The following is an 18,069-nucleotide window of genomic DNA, read 5'->3' as shown; positions in this document are numbered from 1 at the left end:
GTTTCCAATGGTTATCCCCCACATCAGGGCAATTTCCTAGGCATTACTCACCCGTCCGCCGCTCGACGCCGTTATCGTCCCCCGAAGGCTCAGATAACTCGTTTCCGCTCGACTTGCATGTGTTAGGCCTGCCGCCAGCGTTCAATCTGAGCCATGATCAAACTCTTCAATTTAAAGTTTTTGATTCCCTAAATAAATAGGGAGAGGCTCAATGAATACTGACTTCAAAACTACTAATGTAATTTTAAAGCTATTATCGTTCCAACAGAACGATAATGAATTGACTGTTCCAAGTCCGAAGACTTGATTGGTCACTTCGTTTCATTGAAACCTAATTTGATACCGAAGTATCTAATTGGATTATCATCAACGAGTGCCCACACAGATTGATAGGTCTATATTGTTAAAGAGCTTGCTTCGTAAGCTTTGCTATCGAAGCGGAGGCGTATTCTAAGGAATTAATTTTCAGTGTCAAACACTTTTTTAAATTAATTTTTAGAAGTTTTCTTTCGCCTTCTTGCCAACCGCTTTTGCGTTTCCGCTTTGCCCTGACAACGGAGGCGCATTATAGGGAGATGATTTTTCTTGGCAACCCCTTTTCAGAAAAAAATTCAAAAAAAAGCGTCGAATGATTAAATCTCACTCAAACGCTTATTTTTAGCACTCAGTTGTTAACTTCAAGTAGCAAATAGGCAATCAATATGTGTCTATCCAAGACTCTTCAAAGCCTGTGATATCGAGACTCAGTGATTGCGCCGCTTCGATTTGCTCGATAGCCTCTAGTTCTTTATTTACACTGCTCATCGTCAGTGTGTTGTTGTCTAGCTCAAACACTTGGCGTTGCGTGGTGTAATAGAACTTAAGCGTAGTGAGCGCTTTTACATCGTCATTGCTCGCGGCTGCTTTAATGCTTTTTAGTTTACGAAAGATTTTGTTGTGCAGTTGCTTGAGTTTCCAAACGTACAGCACTTCTTCCATGTATGGTCGAGTTTTAATGTGATTCAATAAAGAGAGGGAAGTTGCAACTGCGAGAACGACACCAATCAAATTCCAATGGAAATTGCCCGTTGATTGTTCTGGTACGACTTCAGTGTTGCCAAACAAAACAATCAACAAGGTACTAAAGGCAAGAGAGGGGATGGCGAGCAACGCAACAAAACCGCCAATCACAAGGTTTACTTTCTTTTTATAAATGTCTTTATTTATCTGTTTGATTTCCATATACCGCTCCTAACAGGTTACCTCTATTTTAACCAGCGCACTCCGCACGACAATCGAAGCTTTGTAAGTAAGTTCACATTTGCTATTAAACTCGCATCCCTTCCCTGCTTGGGTATATACTTCCGCGCATTCACTCTTCCTATATAGAGGCTAAATTCATGCGCTCTTTTGTTTTACGAGCTCGCGCGGCGCCAACCACCAGCAAAGCACTGTTAGAAGGTGTTGGTAATGAAGCGCATACAGAGATTCTTGCTCATACCATGATGAACACTATGTTCGTTGCTCAATCACACCGTGAAGATGTGGTTGTTCACTTGGTTTTGGAAAGCACAAAAGACTTCTCACGCACCATTACTATTCGCTCCAACGACATCACCAACATTGGCGGCTTCCATGAGTCAACCTTGATTGCAGCAGTGGCTCGCGCTTTGGATGCTTCGGTTGGTATGGGTAAAGAGCAACTTCGTGAAGTCGAACCTGGTATTACCGTTCGTACAGTGAGCTTTGAACGCCTAGTACAAGAGCTGGCAGAAGATCACCAACTATATATGTTGGATAAGAAAGGCGAATTTGTTCGTGATGCAGAAATTGGTGAAAATCCATGTTTCTTGCTAACTGACCATATACCGATGCCGAAAAAGTCTTTTAACAGCTTAAAGCGCCTTGGCACAGAGAAGATCAGCTTAGGTCCTAAGATGCTTTTCGCTTCTCAGTGTGTGGTATTGATCCACAATGAGTTGGACATACGCGAATTCTAGTTATTCACGCACACGTTGCTAGACAATGAAAGAGGACTCCATTGAGTCCTCTTTTTTGTTTCTATAGGGATGCTAAGTTTACTTACCACCAATGCTCAAACGAGCAAAACGAACGTCTGGCGAGAAGAAAGTTCGGCTATCGTTAATTAACTGAGTATCACCCACTGCCTCAACTTCTTGCAGCATCTTGTAGAAGTTACCCGCTACCGTGATCCCACGAACTGGTTGAACGCGCTCTCCATCACGGCACAAGAAGCCACTCGCACCAAATGAGAAATCACCACTCACTGCATCCGCACCAGAATGGACACCTTGAAGCTCGACTAACTCTAGGTACTCTCCCGCTTTTACTTCTGATGCACTGCTGTTGCCTGTCGCAATCACTTTGTGATTCGCTGATACGTCTAAGCTCGATTTTGCACCGCGAGCGGCACTTGCCGTCGACACTGCACCCAAATAATTCGCTGTTTGGCTATTGTGCAATAGCGTATTCAGTTGGCCATTGGCGATCAACACATTATCTTGAGTAGCGAAGCCTTCACTATCAAAACTCGCGATTGCCATACCATTTGGCATGTAAGCCGTATCAGTAAAGGTAATTAAATCACTCGCAACACGTTGACCAAGCTTGTCACCCAGTGGCGTAATGCCTTTCATCGCGCTTACGCCAGAGAAAGCACTGCCGAAAGCACCGAATAAACTTGCTAGCGCATTAATGTGGAAAATAGCAGGGTAGTTACCTGTCGCAACCGGAGCACCTTCCAGAAGATCACGAGCAAGGTTGTAGCCACCTTCGATACAGTAAGCTGGATTCAACTCATCAAAACGGCGACCAAGTGACATTCTACCCGCCATTGACTGTTTGCCGTCTTTTTCAAACAAGGTATACGCGTAACAAGTGAACGAGCGCTCGAAGTGTTGACACAATGTGCCTTGAGTATTGGCAATGATCAGTTGTGTTTCGCCATCGCTGTAACCATTGTAAGGTGCGCTAGAAGCGTGAGGCAGAGCCACTACGCCTTGCTCAAGTGCGAGAGACAGTTCAATTTTTTCATCAACCGAAGTTGTGTCTTCTTGAGCAATCTCAGCCACGTCAGTCGTGATTTGGCTGTTCACACAACTAATGGTCTGATGTTCATCTTGCTTGGAAAAACGAGCGCTTTGCAGTGCATTAGTCAGCATCAAATCTAAGCTTGGTTGTTCTAACGACTCAGAATAGCTCGTTGCAACACGCGCATCTTTCACAACACGAACACCCAGAACTTGGCTTGAGCTTACTTTGTACTCATCCAGCTTTCCTTGGTTCGCTTTCAAAGAAAAGCTACTGTTACGGTTTACAATGACGTCCGCTTCTGCACCTTGGCGTTTTGCTTCTGATAGGACGTAATCAACCGCATTAAGAAGTTGTTGTTCTTGGCTCATTAGTTACCGCCTCCTACCAGAATGTTATCTACTTTCAGCGTTGGCTGACCGACAGTTGTTGGTACTGAACCACTCACGGAACCACACATGCCCGGCGCAAGTGCCATGTCTTTGCCGACCATGCTGATTTCTTTCAACACTTTTGGACCCGTGCTGATCAGCGTTGCTGTTTTCAGAGGCTTGGTGATTTTGCCATTTTCAATGAGATAAGCTTCACGAACAGCAAAGTTAAACTCACCCGTACCCGGTTGAACCGAGCCACCGCCCATCTTCTTCGCATAGATACCACGCTCGATGCCTGCCAGCATGTCATCAAGTGAATGCTCGCCTTCTTCGATAAAGGTATTACGCATACGCGAGGTTGGTGCGAACTTGTAGTTTTGACGACGACCAGAACCCGTAGGTTCGTAACCTGTCTTCATGCCACCCATTTTATCGACCATAAAGCTGGTTAGCTTACCGTCTTTGATCAATTGGGTGCGCTGAGTCTTCATGCCTTCGTCATCAACATGAATCGAGCCCCATTCGTTGGTCATGGTGCCATCATCGACTGCATTCACCGCGGTGTGAGCAACCATTTCGCCCATCTTGTCGTGGAATACTGAAGCTTTCTTCGCAACCGAAGTGGTTTCTAGCAAGTGACCACACGCTTCATGGAAGATAACGCCGCCAAAGCCGTTACCAATTACCACTGGCATTTCACCCGATGGACAAGCATCAGCGCCAAGTTTTACCAACGCTTGTTGCGCGATAGTTTGACCTAGCTCTTTCGCATCAAGCTGTTCACTGAACTCCCAGCCAGCAAGAGCACCAGGACCTTCCATACCAGAAGACTGCTCATTACCTTTTTGCGCGACAGTGTTACCAGCAACACGAATGTAGTGGCGAGTATCGTCAACGTGTAGGCCTTCTGAGTTGAAGATAGACACTTGTTGCTCGCGCTGAAGAACGCTGCCAATAAACTGGCTGATATGCTCACTCTCAGCACGTGCGGCTTGGTCAACTTTCAATAGAAACGCGATTTTTGAATCTAGGTTAGCATCCTTACTTAGCGACATGCGGCAACCATGTTGGATTGGGTAGCGGTTCAAATTCAAAGAACCCGCTGACGCGATTTGCTCACGCTTGTCTTTTGCAGCAAGCAGCGAGGTTACGCGCTTTAGTTCGGCTTCATCTGTGCTGTTGGTGTAACCGTAAAGCACCTTATGACCGAAAAAAAGACGAATACCGATACCAAAATCGATACCCGAGTTAACCTTGTCCACCTCACCAGATGCGATCTGGACAGTGTTGGTTTGGTGATGTTCAACGAATAGTTCAGCGAAATCAGCCCCCAAAAAGAGCGCATGATCGATCACTGACTTCGCTGTTACAGAATTAAGCATGAAGTCTCCTTGCTCGATGATCGTCTTAGCCATCCTAATTAACTGTGAAAAAGTTCAACAAAGTTAAATTGGCAACACGTTAAATTTTAACAGTTTTTTAACCTTGTTTTGTGCTAATCCTTGCTTAACGAGACCACGATTATTTATTAAATATTCCAGGTTCTGCTCATTCACCAGAGCGTTGCACTAGTAAATTCCACCCAGCAAACCATTTAGGTGCTTACTTTATCACTCACCTCGCATAATTGAATACTCATTATAATTACGCTCAAAAAACGTATCCCTTCCGCAATGGTCCTGCTATCATCCGAACGAAATAGTCGGGGGGCCACACGACAAGTGTTGGCTGAGATCGAAATTCGAGACCCGTTGAACCTGATTCAGTTAGCACTGACGTAGGGAACTATGCACACTTTGCCTTTCGTCGCCCCTCTTAGATAAGCGATAGCGATCGAAAAATCGATCTATCTGCAACGGTCAAAGTCAGTTCCTATACGTCTTGTAGTAGGAGCGACCATGACGCAGCAATCACAACCTCATTCACATCAAACGCCAGCCTTGCCTACCCCTATCGTATTGACCATCGCGGGTTCAGACAGTGGTGGCGGTGCAGGTATTCAAGCCGACATCAAAGCGATGTCCGCAACCGGCAGTTTTGCTTGCTCGGTAATCACGGCGATTACTTCGCAGAATACCCAAGGCGTTTCTGCGATTTTCCCCATTCCTCTCGACCATGTAGAGAGCCAACTTGATGCAGTATTTACCGACCTCAACATCGTTGCAGTCAAAGTGGGCATGCTGGCCGATTCCAACATCCTCAAAGTCGTTGCAGACAAAATTAAACAATACCAGCCAAAACACCTCGTGATTGACCCTGTGATGGTGGCCACCAGCGGCGATCTATTACTGGAACAGTCGGCAATCAGCACTTTAAAAGAAGAATTGATTCCGCTCGCAGACATCATTACCCCTAACCTACCCGAAGGCGCAGCATTGACGGGTAAGCCAATGCCTCAATCAGAATCTGAAATGAACGATATGATTACCGACCTTCGTGCGCTTGGCGCCAAAGCTATTCTGCTCAAAGGCGGTCACCTTGAAGAAAATGAAAACAGCAACGATCTGCTTATCATGCAAGACAGTGCCGAGTTAATTAGCGCCAAGCGATTTCCAACCAAAAACACTCATGGCACAGGCTGTACACTGTCTTCCGCCATTGCGTCTTACCTTAGCCAAGGCAACAACCTACACAAAGCGGTGCACCTTGGTAAGCAGTACATCAGCCAAGCTATCGCACACGCTGATGAATTGGATGTCGGTAAAGGTCACGGCCCTGTGAATCACTTCTTTGCGGGTCATACCTATGTTCGCTAACGCGATTGGCATTCAGCTTTCCGATGCTAGCCTGCGATACAAAGATAGCCAAACACCGACTTTAGCAGGAATGAACATGACCATTCCCGTCGGTAAATGGACGGTATTACTCGGACGAAGTGGCTGCGGGAAAACCACAATATTGCGTTACTTAGCTGGCCTACTGGATGACCAAGTTGACTGGCATGGCGAACTCATCACAACGGATGGCGCTGCACTGCATGACCGTATCGCTTACATGGCTCAGCAGGATTTATTGCTACCGTGGTTGAATGTGTTAGACAACGTCTGCCTCAGTTCTCGATTTTCTCAAGTGCAAGCACCAGAGCAAAATAAACAACGTGCACTGACTTTACTCAGCCAAGTGGGACTCGCCGATTACGCGGATGCTAAGCCAGCTCAACTATCTGGCGGCATGAGACAGCGTGTTGCCCTTGCTCGCACTCTGATGCAAGACAAGCCTCTAGTTCTGATGGATGAGCCTTTCTCTGCACTGGACGCGGTTACTCGCCATAAGTTGCAAACCTTGTCTGCCGAGTTACTGAAAGATAAAACCGTTGTTCTTATTACCCACGACCCACAAGAAGCGGTGCGATTAGCTCACCAACTCTATGTACTGCAAGGCACGCCTGCGCAAGCTCAGCACTTGGTTGTTCAGGATTCCAAGCCACCACGAGTTCTCGATGGAGAGTGCGCCGCGCTTCAACAAGCGATTTTGGATCAATTGGAGAAAGACTATGAGTGATATGACTCAGTACAACTCCGTTTCGGCACGTATTAGTAAAAAAGAACGCGTGACCCATCCGGCTCTGCGCTTAGTTATCAGCACAGCGGTGATCTTGGGATTGTGGCAGTTGGTTGTGGTGGTATTCGACATGCCAGGCTTCATCTTACCTTCACCAATTGAAGTGCTGGATAGATTGGTCACTCGTTACGATGTCTTGCTCAAACATACTTGGGTTACCGCGCAAGAGATCTTACTTGGCTTGGCGCTTGGATTATCGATGGGTTTGCTGTTCGCATTGCAAATGCTGATGTTCGAGCCGCTGAAGCGTTGGTTATTGCCTATTCTGATTGCTAGCCAAGCGATCCCTGTGTTCGCCATCGCGCCAGTGCTCATGCTTTGGCTCGGTTACGGCATTGCATCGAAAGTAGTCATGGCGGCGATCATCATCTTTTTCCCCGTCACCACATGTTGCTACGACGGCTTACGTAATACACCAACAGGTTACCTCGACCTTGCCAAGACCATGGGCGCGTCTAAATGGCAGTTACTTCGTCATATTCAATTGCCAGCCGCCCTACCAACTTTAGCCTCAGGCATTCGTGTTGCCGTCGTTATTGCGCCGATTGGAGCAGTGGTCGGTGAGTGGGTAGGTTCAAGTGAAGGCTTGGGTTATCTGATGCTCCAAGCTAATGCTCGCATGATCATTGATGAGATGTTTGCGGCGCTGTTTATCCTAGCCGTGCTGTCTATCTCACTCTACTTCATCACCGATAAATTATTGAAAAAAGCCATCCCTTGGGAAAGCAAATAATTACAAAAAATAACCAAAGAAAATTGGGAAAGAAAAGGAAGAACCCCGTGAATAAAAACAAACTTATGAGCGCTGCTGCTCTACTCGCTTCAGTGGTATCAATCAATGTGCTTGCAGCAGAAAAAGAGATGACACTGATGTTGGATTGGTTCGTCAACCCAAATCATGGTCCTATCGTGATTGCCAAAGAGCGTGGTTACTTCAAAGAACAAGGTTTGAAGGTCAACATTCAAGAGCCTGCAGATCCAAGTACACCTCCTAAATTGGTCGCTGCTGGCAAGGTCGACATGGCGATTTCTTACCAACCGAGCCTAACTATCGATGTCGCGGCTGGTTTGCCACTAATCCGCTCTGCGACTTTGATTGCTACGCCACTCAACACGTTGATGGTGCTGGATAACGGTAAGAATGAAAACCTTGGCGACTTAAAAGGCAAGAAGATCGGTATTGCGATCGCAGGCAACGAAGAAGCGACAATCGGCACCATGCTAGCGCAAGAAAACGTGAAGTTTTCTGACGTACAAATCATCAACGTAGGTTGGGCGCTGTCTTCGTCTCTTGCGTCTGGCAAGGTGGATGCGATTTGGGGCGGTCTACGTAACTTCGAAACCAACCAACTGGCACTAGAAGGTTATAAAGCTAAGGCCTTCTTCCCTGAAGAACACGGCGTGCCAGCGTATGACGAGTTAGTCTTCGTTGCCAATGCAAAAAACTACGACAAAGAAGCCATCAAGGCATTCAACAAAGCACTAGAGCAAGCGACCACTTACATCGTTAACCATCCAAAAGAGTCGTGGAAAGAGTTTGTGGCTTATTCACCAGACACGCTCAACAACGAGCTTAACCAACGCGCTTGGAACGACACGCTAACTCGGTTCGCTCTTCGTCCATCTGCTGTAGATCTGAAGCGCTACGATGATTACGCCGAGTTTATGTATTCACAAAAAATCATCGAAACACTGCCAAAAGCGAAAGATTACGTACCGAACTTTGACTAATTCTACTGACCTTAGGATCTAAGCCTAGGGCCATTTGATAACGAGATACCCATAATGAAATACCAAGATTTGATCGACGCTTGCCGCCAAGATTGGCAAGAATACACTGAGCATGCTTTCGTGCAGCAATTAGCGCAAGGCACTCTGGCTCAGCCTTGTTTTCTGCATTACCTAAAGCAGGATTTTCTTTTCCTAAAACAGTACGCGCGAGCTTACGCATTAGCGATCTACAAAGCGCGTACTTTGGATGACATGCGCCGCGCCCTACCAAGCGTACATGCATTGCTCGATTCTGAAATCGCCCATCACGTGACTTACTGTGAGCAATGGGGACTGACGGAATCCGACCTAGAAAACGAGCCAGAAGATTTCGGCACTGTGGCTTACACCCGCTACGTATTAGATGCTGGCATGACCGGCGATCTTGTTGATCTATACGCGGCACTAGCGCCATGCTCCATCGGTTATGCCGTAATCGGTAAGATGCTGATTGAAGATGAGAACACGGTAATCGAAGGTAACCCATACGCAAGCTGGATCAACCTCTACGGTGGTGAGGAATTCCAATCTGGTGTCGCAAAAGGGGCAGAACACTTTAATCAGTTGCTAGCAGAAATTGATATCAACAGCCAGCGCGGTCAAAACCTGATTCAGGTATTCAAAACCGCAACGCGTATGGAAGTAGCATTCTGGCAACAAGGTCTGAACGCTCAGCAAGATTAATCGGAGAGTCTCATGTTAATTGAACAAATCACCCAAGCATTAACCGCAGTACGCCAGCAAAAACCATTAGTCGTCAACATCACTAACTACGTGGTGATGAACAACACGGCAAACGCGCTATTGGCTATCGGCGCTTCTCCAATCATGGCGCACTCCAAGCAGGAAATGGCAGAGATGATGTCGTTCGCGGGCGCACTGGTTATCAACATCGGTACACTAGATAGCGTTTGGACACCGCGTATGAGCTATGCCGTAGAGCAAGCCAATGCCAATGGTAAAATCGTTGTACTCGACCCTGTCGGTTGTGGAGCAAGCTCACTACGTACCGAGACATCACGTGAAATCGCACTCCTTGCAAACAAGCTGATCATCCGTGGTAACGCCTCAGAAATCATTGCACTCGCTGGCGAGCAAGCACAAAGCAAAGGCGTCGATGCGTTAGACAGCAGCGACGCAGCACTTGGCGCAGCAAACTTCTTAGTCGCAGAATATGGTGCAAGTGTGGTGATTTCTGGCGAGACTGATTACATCGTCACGAAGGAACAAGCCGTGCAACTGAACAATGGTCACGAGATGATGCCATACGTAACCGGAATGGGTTGTACGCTCACGGCTCTTACAGGCGCTTTTGCTGCTGTTGGTGATGATACCGGCCTTGCTGCAGCGGCGGTACTGGGCGTTGTTGGCGAGATTGCAGCGGAACAAGCTCGCGGCCCAGGTAGCCTGCAAATGAACCTGTTGGATGAGCTTTACCAGTTGGATGAAGAAACGCTGGCAAAACGCTTAAAGCTGCAAGTGAGCTAAGCTTTTCTCTAACAAATACCGGCCTCTCATTCCATCTAGGAGAGAGGCCCAAAGGAAACATAATGAACGCTTATCGTTTGTATTTGGTCACCGACGACCAACAAGATTTATCCACTCTCAAACACGTTGTAAGAAAGGCGATAGAAGGTGGGGTCACCATGGTACAGGTGCGCGAAAAACATGGTGACGTTCGTGCATTTATTGAACGAGCTCAAGCCGTGAAGACGATCCTTGAAGGCACTGGCGTCCCGTTAATCATCAATGATCGTGTTGATGTTGCCCTTGCCGTCGATGCGGATGGGGTTCACCTCGGACAGTCAGACATTCCTGCGGGGATTGCTCGTCAATTGATTGGCCCAAACAAGATTCTCGGCTTATCGATTGAGACTGAAGAGCAGTTGGCAGAGGCGGGGTCTCTGCCCATTGATTACATCGGCTTGAGTGCCATCTTCGCGACGCCGACCAAAACCAACACCAAAAAACACTGGGGTATTGAAGGTTTGAAAATGGCGTTAGAGACGACTTCACTGCCGATTGTTGCCATTGGCGGCATTAACGAAAGTAACATTCCACAGCTTAGCGCCACTGGTGTTCACGGCTTAGCTTTGGTTTCAGCGATTTGCCACGCAGAAGATCCAAAAGCCGCATCGGAATATTTATTAGGGTTGATGAGCTAACCTTGCTCACGCCTGAACAAAGCGCTTATGGATGAGCGCGTTTGCCTTTCAGTACTTTCAACAACCTCTCCTTTCACAACGAAGAGCTGCAATATCACTTTCACGCTCGAATTGACAGAGCGTTGATAAGTTTTTCACGCCAGATAACGTAAGATAAGCCCCTTATTTTCACGTGGTTGAATAACCCTCAATAAAAACAAAACGCTCTCAATGAAAACCAAAAAATATGGATTGATGATGCTCGCCTTGTTTGTTCTTGGCATCATCCCAATGTCGCTGTTTGGCTCTTATCACAATCTCACTTCACAAGTGCCTGAAAGTCTGGGTATTACTTTTACTTTGCTCACAGATTCTGCTGGTAGCAAAGGCTTTTTAATTACGTTAACACTGCTACTGCTTTCTTTATTTCGCTTTAAACCAAGTCGCATTGAGTGGATACAAAAACTCTCAATGTTAGGGTTGTTACTGGTGATTGGTTTTGCCAGCAAAACGGGGCTAAAACTGATGACAGAAAGCCCGCGTCCCTACACGGAATTGCTCGCAGCAGAACAATTGATTGAGCACCCAGACGCGTTTTATCAGTTGGATACAAAGCAGCAAGCCAACGTAATTAACCAGATTTCTGAACACGTCAGTGATTGGCGGACGCGCCATTGGCAAGGCGAGAAAGACTATTCTTTCCCGTCGGGCCATACGATTTTCGTTTCGATTTGTTTGGCTTTCTTTGGTGGGTTGTTCTTACAGAACAAGTGCTATATCTCTGCACTGTCATTGTGGATGTGGGGAATGAGCGTCGCATATAGCCGCTTATGGCTGGGCATGCATCGCCCTGAAGATTTAATAGGCTCAGTCTTGTTTGTCGCGATTGTATTTACTTTACTCCCGACATTTCAGATTAAGAAACAGATGCCGTTTGTTTCTCTCGCTTCGCGCTAATGTGAGCGATTACTAGATAAAAAAAGAAGCCAGCGATTCGCTGGCTTCTTGCTTTCAAGCGCTACTTTTTTCTAGCCATTTTTTGGTGGTTCAAACGCTGTTAGTTCTAATTCTGGGCCAGTGTATTTTTCAATACGAACCAGTGCCGAGTTCGCCGCACAGCCGTTTGCAAGTCGAGAGGTCGGAATATCCAACGTTAACACGTTACAACCGCCGTTCTTACAAATGCCGGTTTTCGGATCCAGATCCGGCCAGCCGCCTTCATGAATACATACTGAACCTTGCTTGATTCGGTCAGTCACTTCCGCGCCGACCAATACTTGGCCACGGTTGTTAAACGCACGAACTAGATCGCCTGTTTTAATACCACGCGCTTTCGCATCTTCAGGGTGAATCCAAATAGGTTCACGGTTTGCAATTGCGTACTCTTCGCGAATCTTCGCGTAGTTAAACTGACTGTGGAGACGATGCGCTGCGTGCGCGGTCATTAACTGCAACTCGCCATCTTTTGCATTGCCGGTGTACTCGGTTGGTGCCATCCAAGTTGGGTGTGGAGGACAGTCTTCCAACTGGTAACCTTCAATGGTTTTCGAGAAGATTTCAATCTTACCACTTGGCGTACCTAGCGGGTTCATGATCGGGTCTTCACGGAAATCCGCGTAACGAACAAACTGTGCGTTCTTCTCGTTCCACTTCATCTCGATCAGTTGGTTATCTTCCCAGAACTTGCTGAAGTTCGGCATTGCAATGCGAGAGCCACGGCCACCTTGTTGCGCCGCCTTATAGAAGCCGTACAACCATTCCATTTCGGTTTTGCCTTCGGTGTACACATCACGGCCACCCGGTGCTAGCATCTCTGCCATGTCCGCGAATACGTCGAAGTCATTACGCGCTTCACCTTGCGGCTCAACCACTTGTTTCATTGGCACCAAGTGTTGGTTACTGTAGTCACCTGTCATCGTTAAGTCGTTACGCTCAAACGATGTGGTGATTGGCAGAACGATGTCCGCATGCTTCGCAGCCGCCGTCCAGTAAGGCTCTGAAATCACGATCAGTTCAGGCTTTTGCCACGCTTTAATCAAGCGGTTGGTGTCTTGGTGATGAGTAAAGTTCGCACCACCTGCCCACCAAATCATCTTGATGTCCGGGAACGTCAGTTCATGACCGTTATGATGGTAGGATTGACCTGGGTTTTCCAACGCCTCGACAATACGCGCCACAGGGAAGCTTTGCACCGCGCCAGACACCGCCCAGTCGTTACCCGCAGAAGAGCCACCACCCAGTGATGCCGAAATCGCAGGAAGCACGCCAGCATCACGAGCAGGGTTACCACCGTTTGAGTAGTGGTAAGAGAAACCAAAACCACCGCCCGGTAAACCGATCTGACCCAACATCGTTGCCAGTGTAACCAGCATCCAGTGACGCTGCTCACCGTATTGTTGGCGCTGCATGCCCCAACCCGCCATCAGCATGGTGCGGTTTTTACTGAAGATGTCAGCCAGTAGCTCAAGTTGCTTCGCAGGTACGCCACAGATTTGTGATGCCCATTCTGCTGATTTTTCTACGCCGTCTTCTTCGCCCATCAGGTACGCTTCAAACTTGTCGTAACCTGCGGTGTATTTATCGAGGAAGGCTTTATCGTGCTTACCTTGTTTCACTAAGGTGTGTGCGATACCCATCATCATTGCCACGTCGGTCATTGGGTGAGGAGCAATCCACTCCGCATTCTCACCAAAGAACTCGATGGTTTCAGAACGAATAGGGTCAATAGCGATAACCGTCTTGCCTGATTTTTTCAACTGATGGAAGAACTCAAGACCAGCACAGTCTGTTGAGCTCCACGCGATTTTTAGAGTGTTGATCGGGTTTAAGCCCCAAAGCACAACCACATCGCTGTGCTCTAGTACCACTGGGTACGTGGTTTGTTGCTCATACACTTCGATAGAGCCCACAACGTGCGGCATGATGACCTGCGCAGCACCCGTTGAGTAGTCACCCAAGTGGCCTGAATAGCCGCCCGCCATGCTCATGTAACGTTGCAGCAAGGTTTGTGCTTTGTGCAGCACGCCACTTGAGCGCCAGCCGTAAGAGCCTGCAAACACAGAAGCCGGGCCATATTCTTTGCGAATTCGCATGTGTTGTTCGTGGATCAGCTTGTAAGCTTCATCCCAAGACACGCGTACAAATTCATCGCTGCCGCGAACGCCTTCGGGAGCTGATGGGTTTGCCAAGTAACCTTTACGAACCATTGGGTACTTAACACGCGCTTTAGTGTGCACTTGGTCAGGACCAGTGCTTTGTAGGCTATTTGGTACAGTTTGAGGCAGAGCATTGGTGGTCGAAACCAACTTACCATCTTGTACTTCACACAGCATTGGGCCCATGCGGCCCGCCGTTAGAATGCCTTTGCCGCGAGCATTAGAAGACGCAACAGACATAGGTGCAAATGAAGTGAATGCCATTGCACCAGCCGCCATACCAGTGCCTTTTAGAAATCCGCGACGGGTCATATTAGTCATAATCTTATCCTTCTATTTATCGTTAGTGACCAACCACATCTTTCGCGTGGTGCTGGAAGAACTTGGTTAGAATTTCTAGGTTCTCGGCTGAAATATCAGTTCGATCACCCATACTTTTCGCTACCGGTCCCCATGCGTTCACTGTGAAGTGATTTGAAGGAATTTTCGCGTGACAAGTTGCACAGTAAACGTTGTCCAACTCTTCTGCGTATGACCATACTGGATCAAGCGTGTCTACAACTGGAGAATCAATCGCACCTGTTAGAGAAACCGAGCGCCATTCGTTGCCGTAAACATCTGCCTCAAATTCACCAGTTTCAAGCGCTTGTTGGCCTTGCTCTGTTAGCGTTGCTACGATGGCACGTTGACCTTCTCCCATGTAAAGCACTTGCTCTGCGCCTTTCATTTGGAATGCGTTCAACTTAACAGTGCGGTTGTCGCCTTCAGAGCTGATTACTTCCAACTTCGTCGTTGGGTTAATTTTACCCATCTCACCCATTGCGATTTCAGTCACAGGGTAAACGACTTTGGCACCAGGTGATGTTTTTGTGGTGAAGCTCATCAACGTTTCAAATGCCTTGCTGTCTAGCTCTGCTTCTGGTGCAAAGTGCGCCACACCTTTATGACAATCGATACACGTTTGATCGTTTGCTTTCGCGTAAGCGTGCATCTTCGCCGCATCACGTGATTGCTCAAACTCTTCCATTGCATCGAAATCATGACACGAACGACACGTCGCTGAATCATTTTCACGGAACTGAGCCCATACCGTTTCAGCCATATCTTTACGATGTGCTTCATATTTCTCTGGCGTGTCGATCTTACCTGTCACAAATTCATGGTAGATGTCTTTCGACGCGCGAATTTTGGTGATCAGGTAATCCATTGGTTCTTGAGGAATATGACAGTCAGAACATTCCGCGCGAATGCCTTTCGCATTACTGAAGTGCACTGAGCCTTGGTACTCTTTGTAAGGGGTTTCCATAGAGTGGCACGAGAGACAAAATTCAGTATCTGAGGTGTAATGCATTACTGCCGCACTCCCCCCCAAAGTTAACCAGCCCACACCAATGCCGGCAGCAACCAGCAGTGCAACATATCGTTTTTTATTGACATAATTAGCAACACTTCCAAATAAAATGTAATTATAGGTCGCAAATTACTACTTTATGGGTAGCCCTCTCTTGATCCACATCATTTCCGTGTTGCTCTGTATGCCTCAAGTATGAAGTTTTGTTATTTGCATCTCAAAGATGAATATATGGCAATAATCCATTACCCAGCCAACCATTCACCACATAAATCACTTTTATGAATGCAACTATTTGATTAAACAGATAAGAGGATGAGAGACTGAATCTCCACATTGATGCAGTAAGGACACGCATGTCAGTTTATATCGAGACACACAGAAGCCAATTAAGACCCATCAAAGCCAGTGACTGGGAACTCTTTCAACGATTACTCTCCGAACAAGAGGTTATTGCGCTCTGTTTCGATCGTCCCAGCGAAACAGAAATAAGAGAAAAATTTGCTTCGCGATTATTACCATGGACCCCAAATAGCCAGCATTGGCTTTGCCTTGTAATACTCGATAAGCAATCTGAGCAACCCATCGGCATCACTGGCTTTGCTATTGAAAACGGTAAGGCAGAGGTAGGTTACTTACTTTTGCCGGAATTTCATGGCCAACAGTTTGGAACAGAAACTCTTCAAGCGCTTCTATATTGGGCAACCTCGACACATAACATCAACCACTTTTCCGCGACGGTCACTGAAGGCAATATTGCGTCAGAGCGTGTCCTGATAAAATGTGGTTTCGAACTCATTGAGGTCATTCCAGACGCATACCAAATTGGTGGCAAACCCTACGCCGATAAAATCTACTCACTATATAAATAAGGACGTATTTTGAATAAAGTAGTCATCATTACCGGCGCAAGCCGAGGCATTGGAGCCGCAGCGGCAAAAAAGCTGGCCGAGCAAGGCTATCGCGTTTGCGTTAATTACCGCACTCAGCAAGAGGCCGCCGACCAAGTTGTGGCAGAAATACAAGCAAACGGTGGAAAAGCGATTGCCATCGCCGCAGACGTAGCCGATGAGAAGCAAGTGCTCTCCTTGTTTGATGAAACAGAACGTGAATTTGGTGCAGTGACGCACTTGGTCAACAACGTTGGCATCCTATTTACTCAATCGCCTTTGTCAGAAATCAGCTTGGAACGCTTTCAGAAAGTAATGAACACCAATGTGAATAGCTGTTTTCTCTGCTGTCGAGAAGCGGCGAGGCGATTCAGTGCAGGCGGTGCAATTGTGAATGTCTCCTCTGGAGCGTCGCGCTCAGGCGCGCCATTTGAGTATGTCGATTACGCCACATCAAAAGGCGCGATGGATACCTTAACTAAAGGGCTCTCGCTAGAGTTGGCAGAGCGCAATATTCGCGTCAATGGCGTTCGACCTGGTTTCATTTACACTGATATGCATGCCGACGGCGGAGAACCAAACCGAGTAGATAGACTCAGCCCTCAAATTCCTCTTAAACGCGGTGGCACGGTAGAAGAAGTAGCAAATGCGATCGCTTGGCTATTAAGTGACGAAGCCTCTTATGTCACAGGTTCATTTATCGATATTGCAGGGGGCAGATAGAATGCAAGTCCATATCCGACAAGCGATTCCCGAAGATTTAGACGGAATTTTTCAGCTTAATTTTCAAATTAATTCACTGCATTTTGCGAATGCGCCAGAAGCCTTTGTTGCGCCTTCAGGAGCTGACCGCGAATTTCTTGCACAAGCACTAGAGAACAAAGAGCGACTCTTTTTGATTGCCGAACGCGAACAGCAAATTCTCGGCTTCTTAACCGCGATGATCACCCAAAACGACACCGTCAGTTTTCTGATCAAAGACCCAATTTGTCGCGTGGGAACAATTGTTGTCGATGAAGCGCAAAAGCAGCAAGGAATCGGCCGCCAACTGCTCCTAGCCTGTGAGCAATGGGCGCGCGACGCCAATGCCACACAAATTCGATTGGAAGTGATGGAATTCAATCAGCCAGCACAGCGCTTTTACGATAATCAAGGTTTTAAAACTAACTCACGCATTATGCTGAAACATTTGTAACGATAACGACAATTAAGCGCTTTTCACGACTAAACCCACCTAAATCGCATTTATCGATGCAATTTACCCCCTGATTTTAGAAAAAGACGATATGATGTGCGGATAAGGAGATTCGAACATGATTTATCTTTTCGATTGGGGGAACACCTTGATGGTAGATTTCCCTCACGCACAAGGAAAAATGTGCGATTGGGAACACGTAGAAGCAGTTCCTCAAGCCAGAGAAACACTGGCAATACTTTCCCAAAATCATCCCATCTACATTGCGACCAGTGCATCTGATTCCAACATGGAAGAGGTTCAGCGTGCATTTGTTCGCGTCGACTTAGACCAATACTTAAATGGCTATTTTTGTTTTGCCAACCTCGGTATCGCTAAAAACCAACCTGAGTTTTATCTCGCCATCGCAAAACAGTTAGGGGTTAACGTGAGTGGAATAACCATGGTTGGCGATTTACCTCACAAAGATATTTACCCTGCGATGAAAGCGGGCGTAAACACAATTTGGTTTAACCCAACGGGCGCTGATGCACCAGCCGAAGCCATTCCTAACCAAATTCGTTGTTTATCTGAGCTTATCCCCTAACCGTTACTAACCT

General features: G+C 47.1%; 18 protein-coding genes, 1 rRNA gene and 1 riboswitch. Of the genes, 13 read left to right on the top strand and 6 right to left on the bottom strand.

Going from position 1 to position 18,069, the window contains the following annotated elements; all coding sequences use genetic code 11:
* Positions 1 to 173 (bottom strand): 16S ribosomal RNA (locus R7O13_RS08365); the annotation flags it as partial.
* A gap of 523 nt (positions 174 to 696) precedes the next feature.
* A complete protein-coding gene (locus tag R7O13_RS08360) occupies positions 697 to 1,221 on the bottom strand; it encodes a DUF3087 domain-containing protein (RefSeq protein WP_318303523.1) in 525 nt (174 codons plus the stop codon).
* A 158-nt stretch (positions 1,222 to 1,379) separates the two neighbouring features.
* Between R7O13_RS08360 and trmY the strand changes: the two genes are divergently transcribed.
* Positions 1,380 to 1,979: a tRNA (pseudouridine(54)-N(1))-methyltransferase TrmY gene (gene trmY, locus R7O13_RS08355; RefSeq protein WP_017634347.1), complete on the top strand. Its 600-nt coding sequence runs from the start codon at positions 1,380 to 1,382 to the stop codon at positions 1,977 to 1,979.
* A 78-nt stretch (positions 1,980 to 2,057) separates the two neighbouring features.
* On the opposite strand, the gene R7O13_RS08350 is transcribed toward trmY, so the two are convergent.
* Together R7O13_RS08350 and R7O13_RS08345 are read right to left on the bottom strand one after the other, a co-directional pair.
* Positions 2,058 to 3,401 (bottom strand): TldD/PmbA family protein, encoded by a 1,344-nt coding sequence (locus tag R7O13_RS08350; protein WP_047102520.1) that lies wholly within the window; start codon positions 3,399 to 3,401, stop codon positions 2,058 to 2,060.
* Entirely contained in the window at positions 3,401 to 4,786 is a 1,386-nt protein-coding gene (locus R7O13_RS08345; protein WP_318303521.1) for a TldD/PmbA family protein, read from the bottom strand. The genes R7O13_RS08350 and R7O13_RS08345 overlap by 1 nt, the downstream gene beginning before the upstream one ends.
* Before the next feature lie 311 nt (positions 4,787 to 5,097).
* A riboswitch (TPP riboswitch) is annotated at positions 5,098 to 5,205 on the top strand.
* Between the two features lie 97 nt (positions 5,206 to 5,302).
* Here R7O13_RS08345 and thiD point away from each other — a divergent pair.
* From thiD to R7O13_RS08305, 8 genes are all read left to right on the top strand, one after another.
* Positions 5,303 to 6,160 (top strand): bifunctional hydroxymethylpyrimidine kinase/phosphomethylpyrimidine kinase, encoded by an 858-nt coding sequence (thiD, locus tag R7O13_RS08340; protein ID WP_318303519.1) that lies wholly within the window; start codon positions 5,303 to 5,305, stop codon positions 6,158 to 6,160.
* On the top strand, positions 6,150 to 6,905 hold the full coding sequence (locus R7O13_RS08335; RefSeq protein WP_318303517.1) for an ABC transporter ATP-binding protein: 756 nt from the start codon (positions 6,150 to 6,152) through the stop codon (positions 6,903 to 6,905). Before thiD ends, R7O13_RS08335 begins: the two co-directional genes overlap by 11 nt.
* A complete protein-coding gene (locus R7O13_RS08330; protein WP_318303516.1) occupies positions 6,898 to 7,698 on the top strand; it encodes an ABC transporter permease in 801 nt (266 codons plus the stop codon). Before R7O13_RS08335 ends, R7O13_RS08330 begins: the two co-directional genes overlap by 8 nt.
* A gap of 47 nt (positions 7,699 to 7,745) precedes the next feature.
* Positions 7,746 to 8,696, top strand: a complete 951-nt coding sequence (locus R7O13_RS08325) for an ABC transporter substrate-binding protein (RefSeq protein WP_318303515.1) — start codon at positions 7,746 to 7,748, stop codon at positions 8,694 to 8,696.
* 54 nt (positions 8,697 to 8,750) lie between these two features.
* The gene (gene tenA, locus R7O13_RS08320; protein ID WP_033907186.1) at positions 8,751 to 9,419 is read left to right on the top strand and encodes a thiaminase II; all 669 of its coding nucleotides are present in this window, start codon (positions 8,751 to 8,753) and stop codon (positions 9,417 to 9,419) included.
* 12 nt (positions 9,420 to 9,431) lie between these two features.
* Complete coding sequence (gene thiM / locus R7O13_RS08315; RefSeq protein ID WP_318303513.1) at positions 9,432 to 10,223, top strand: hydroxyethylthiazole kinase; 792 nt, start codon at positions 9,432 to 9,434, stop codon at positions 10,221 to 10,223.
* 62 nt (positions 10,224 to 10,285) lie between these two features.
* Positions 10,286 to 10,900, top strand: a complete 615-nt coding sequence (thiE, locus tag R7O13_RS08310) for a thiamine phosphate synthase (protein ID WP_318303511.1) — start codon at positions 10,286 to 10,288, stop codon at positions 10,898 to 10,900.
* Positions 10,901 to 11,110: 210 nt separating this feature from the next.
* Positions 11,111 to 11,836: a phosphatase PAP2 family protein gene (locus R7O13_RS08305; protein WP_005374297.1), complete on the top strand. Its 726-nt coding sequence runs from the start codon at positions 11,111 to 11,113 to the stop codon at positions 11,834 to 11,836.
* Positions 11,837 to 11,907: 71 nt separating this feature from the next.
* Here R7O13_RS08305 and R7O13_RS08300 read toward each other — a convergent pair whose 3' ends face one another.
* A complete protein-coding gene (locus R7O13_RS08300; protein ID WP_318303510.1) occupies positions 11,908 to 14,355 on the bottom strand; it encodes a trimethylamine-N-oxide reductase 2 in 2,448 nt (815 codons plus the stop codon).
* Positions 14,356 to 14,377: 22 nt separating this feature from the next.
* On the bottom strand, positions 14,378 to 15,496 hold the full coding sequence (locus R7O13_RS08295; RefSeq protein ID WP_318303543.1) for a NapC/NirT family cytochrome c: 1,119 nt from the start codon (positions 15,494 to 15,496) through the stop codon (positions 14,378 to 14,380).
* Positions 15,497 to 15,741: 245 nt separating this feature from the next.
* Here R7O13_RS08295 and R7O13_RS08290 point away from each other — a divergent pair, with 245 nt between their 5' ends.
* The 4 genes from R7O13_RS08290 to R7O13_RS08275 all read left to right on the top strand — a co-directional run bounded on the left by R7O13_RS08290 (position 15,742) and on the right by R7O13_RS08275 (position 18,056).
* A complete protein-coding gene (locus R7O13_RS08290) occupies positions 15,742 to 16,257 on the top strand; it encodes a GNAT family N-acetyltransferase (RefSeq protein ID WP_154204132.1) in 516 nt (171 codons plus the stop codon).
* Positions 16,258 to 16,266: 9 nt separating this feature from the next.
* Positions 16,267 to 16,998 (top strand): glucose 1-dehydrogenase, encoded by a 732-nt coding sequence (locus tag R7O13_RS08285; protein WP_017821007.1) that lies wholly within the window; start codon positions 16,267 to 16,269, stop codon positions 16,996 to 16,998.
* Between the two features lies 1 nt (position 16,999).
* Positions 17,000 to 17,470 carry a GNAT family N-acetyltransferase gene (locus R7O13_RS08280; protein WP_005383318.1) on the top strand — a complete coding sequence of 157 codons (471 nt, stop codon included), beginning with the start codon at positions 17,000 to 17,002 and terminating at the stop codon, positions 17,468 to 17,470.
* Positions 17,471 to 17,588: 118 nt separating this feature from the next.
* On the top strand, positions 17,589 to 18,056 hold the full coding sequence (locus R7O13_RS08275; protein ID WP_005374312.1) for an HAD family hydrolase: 468 nt from the start codon (positions 17,589 to 17,591) through the stop codon (positions 18,054 to 18,056).
* Positions 18,057 to 18,069 lie beyond the last annotated feature (13 nt).

Source organism: Vibrio sp. Y176 (assembly GCF_033438945.1).
This window is presented reverse-complemented; position numbering and strand designations above follow the sequence as displayed.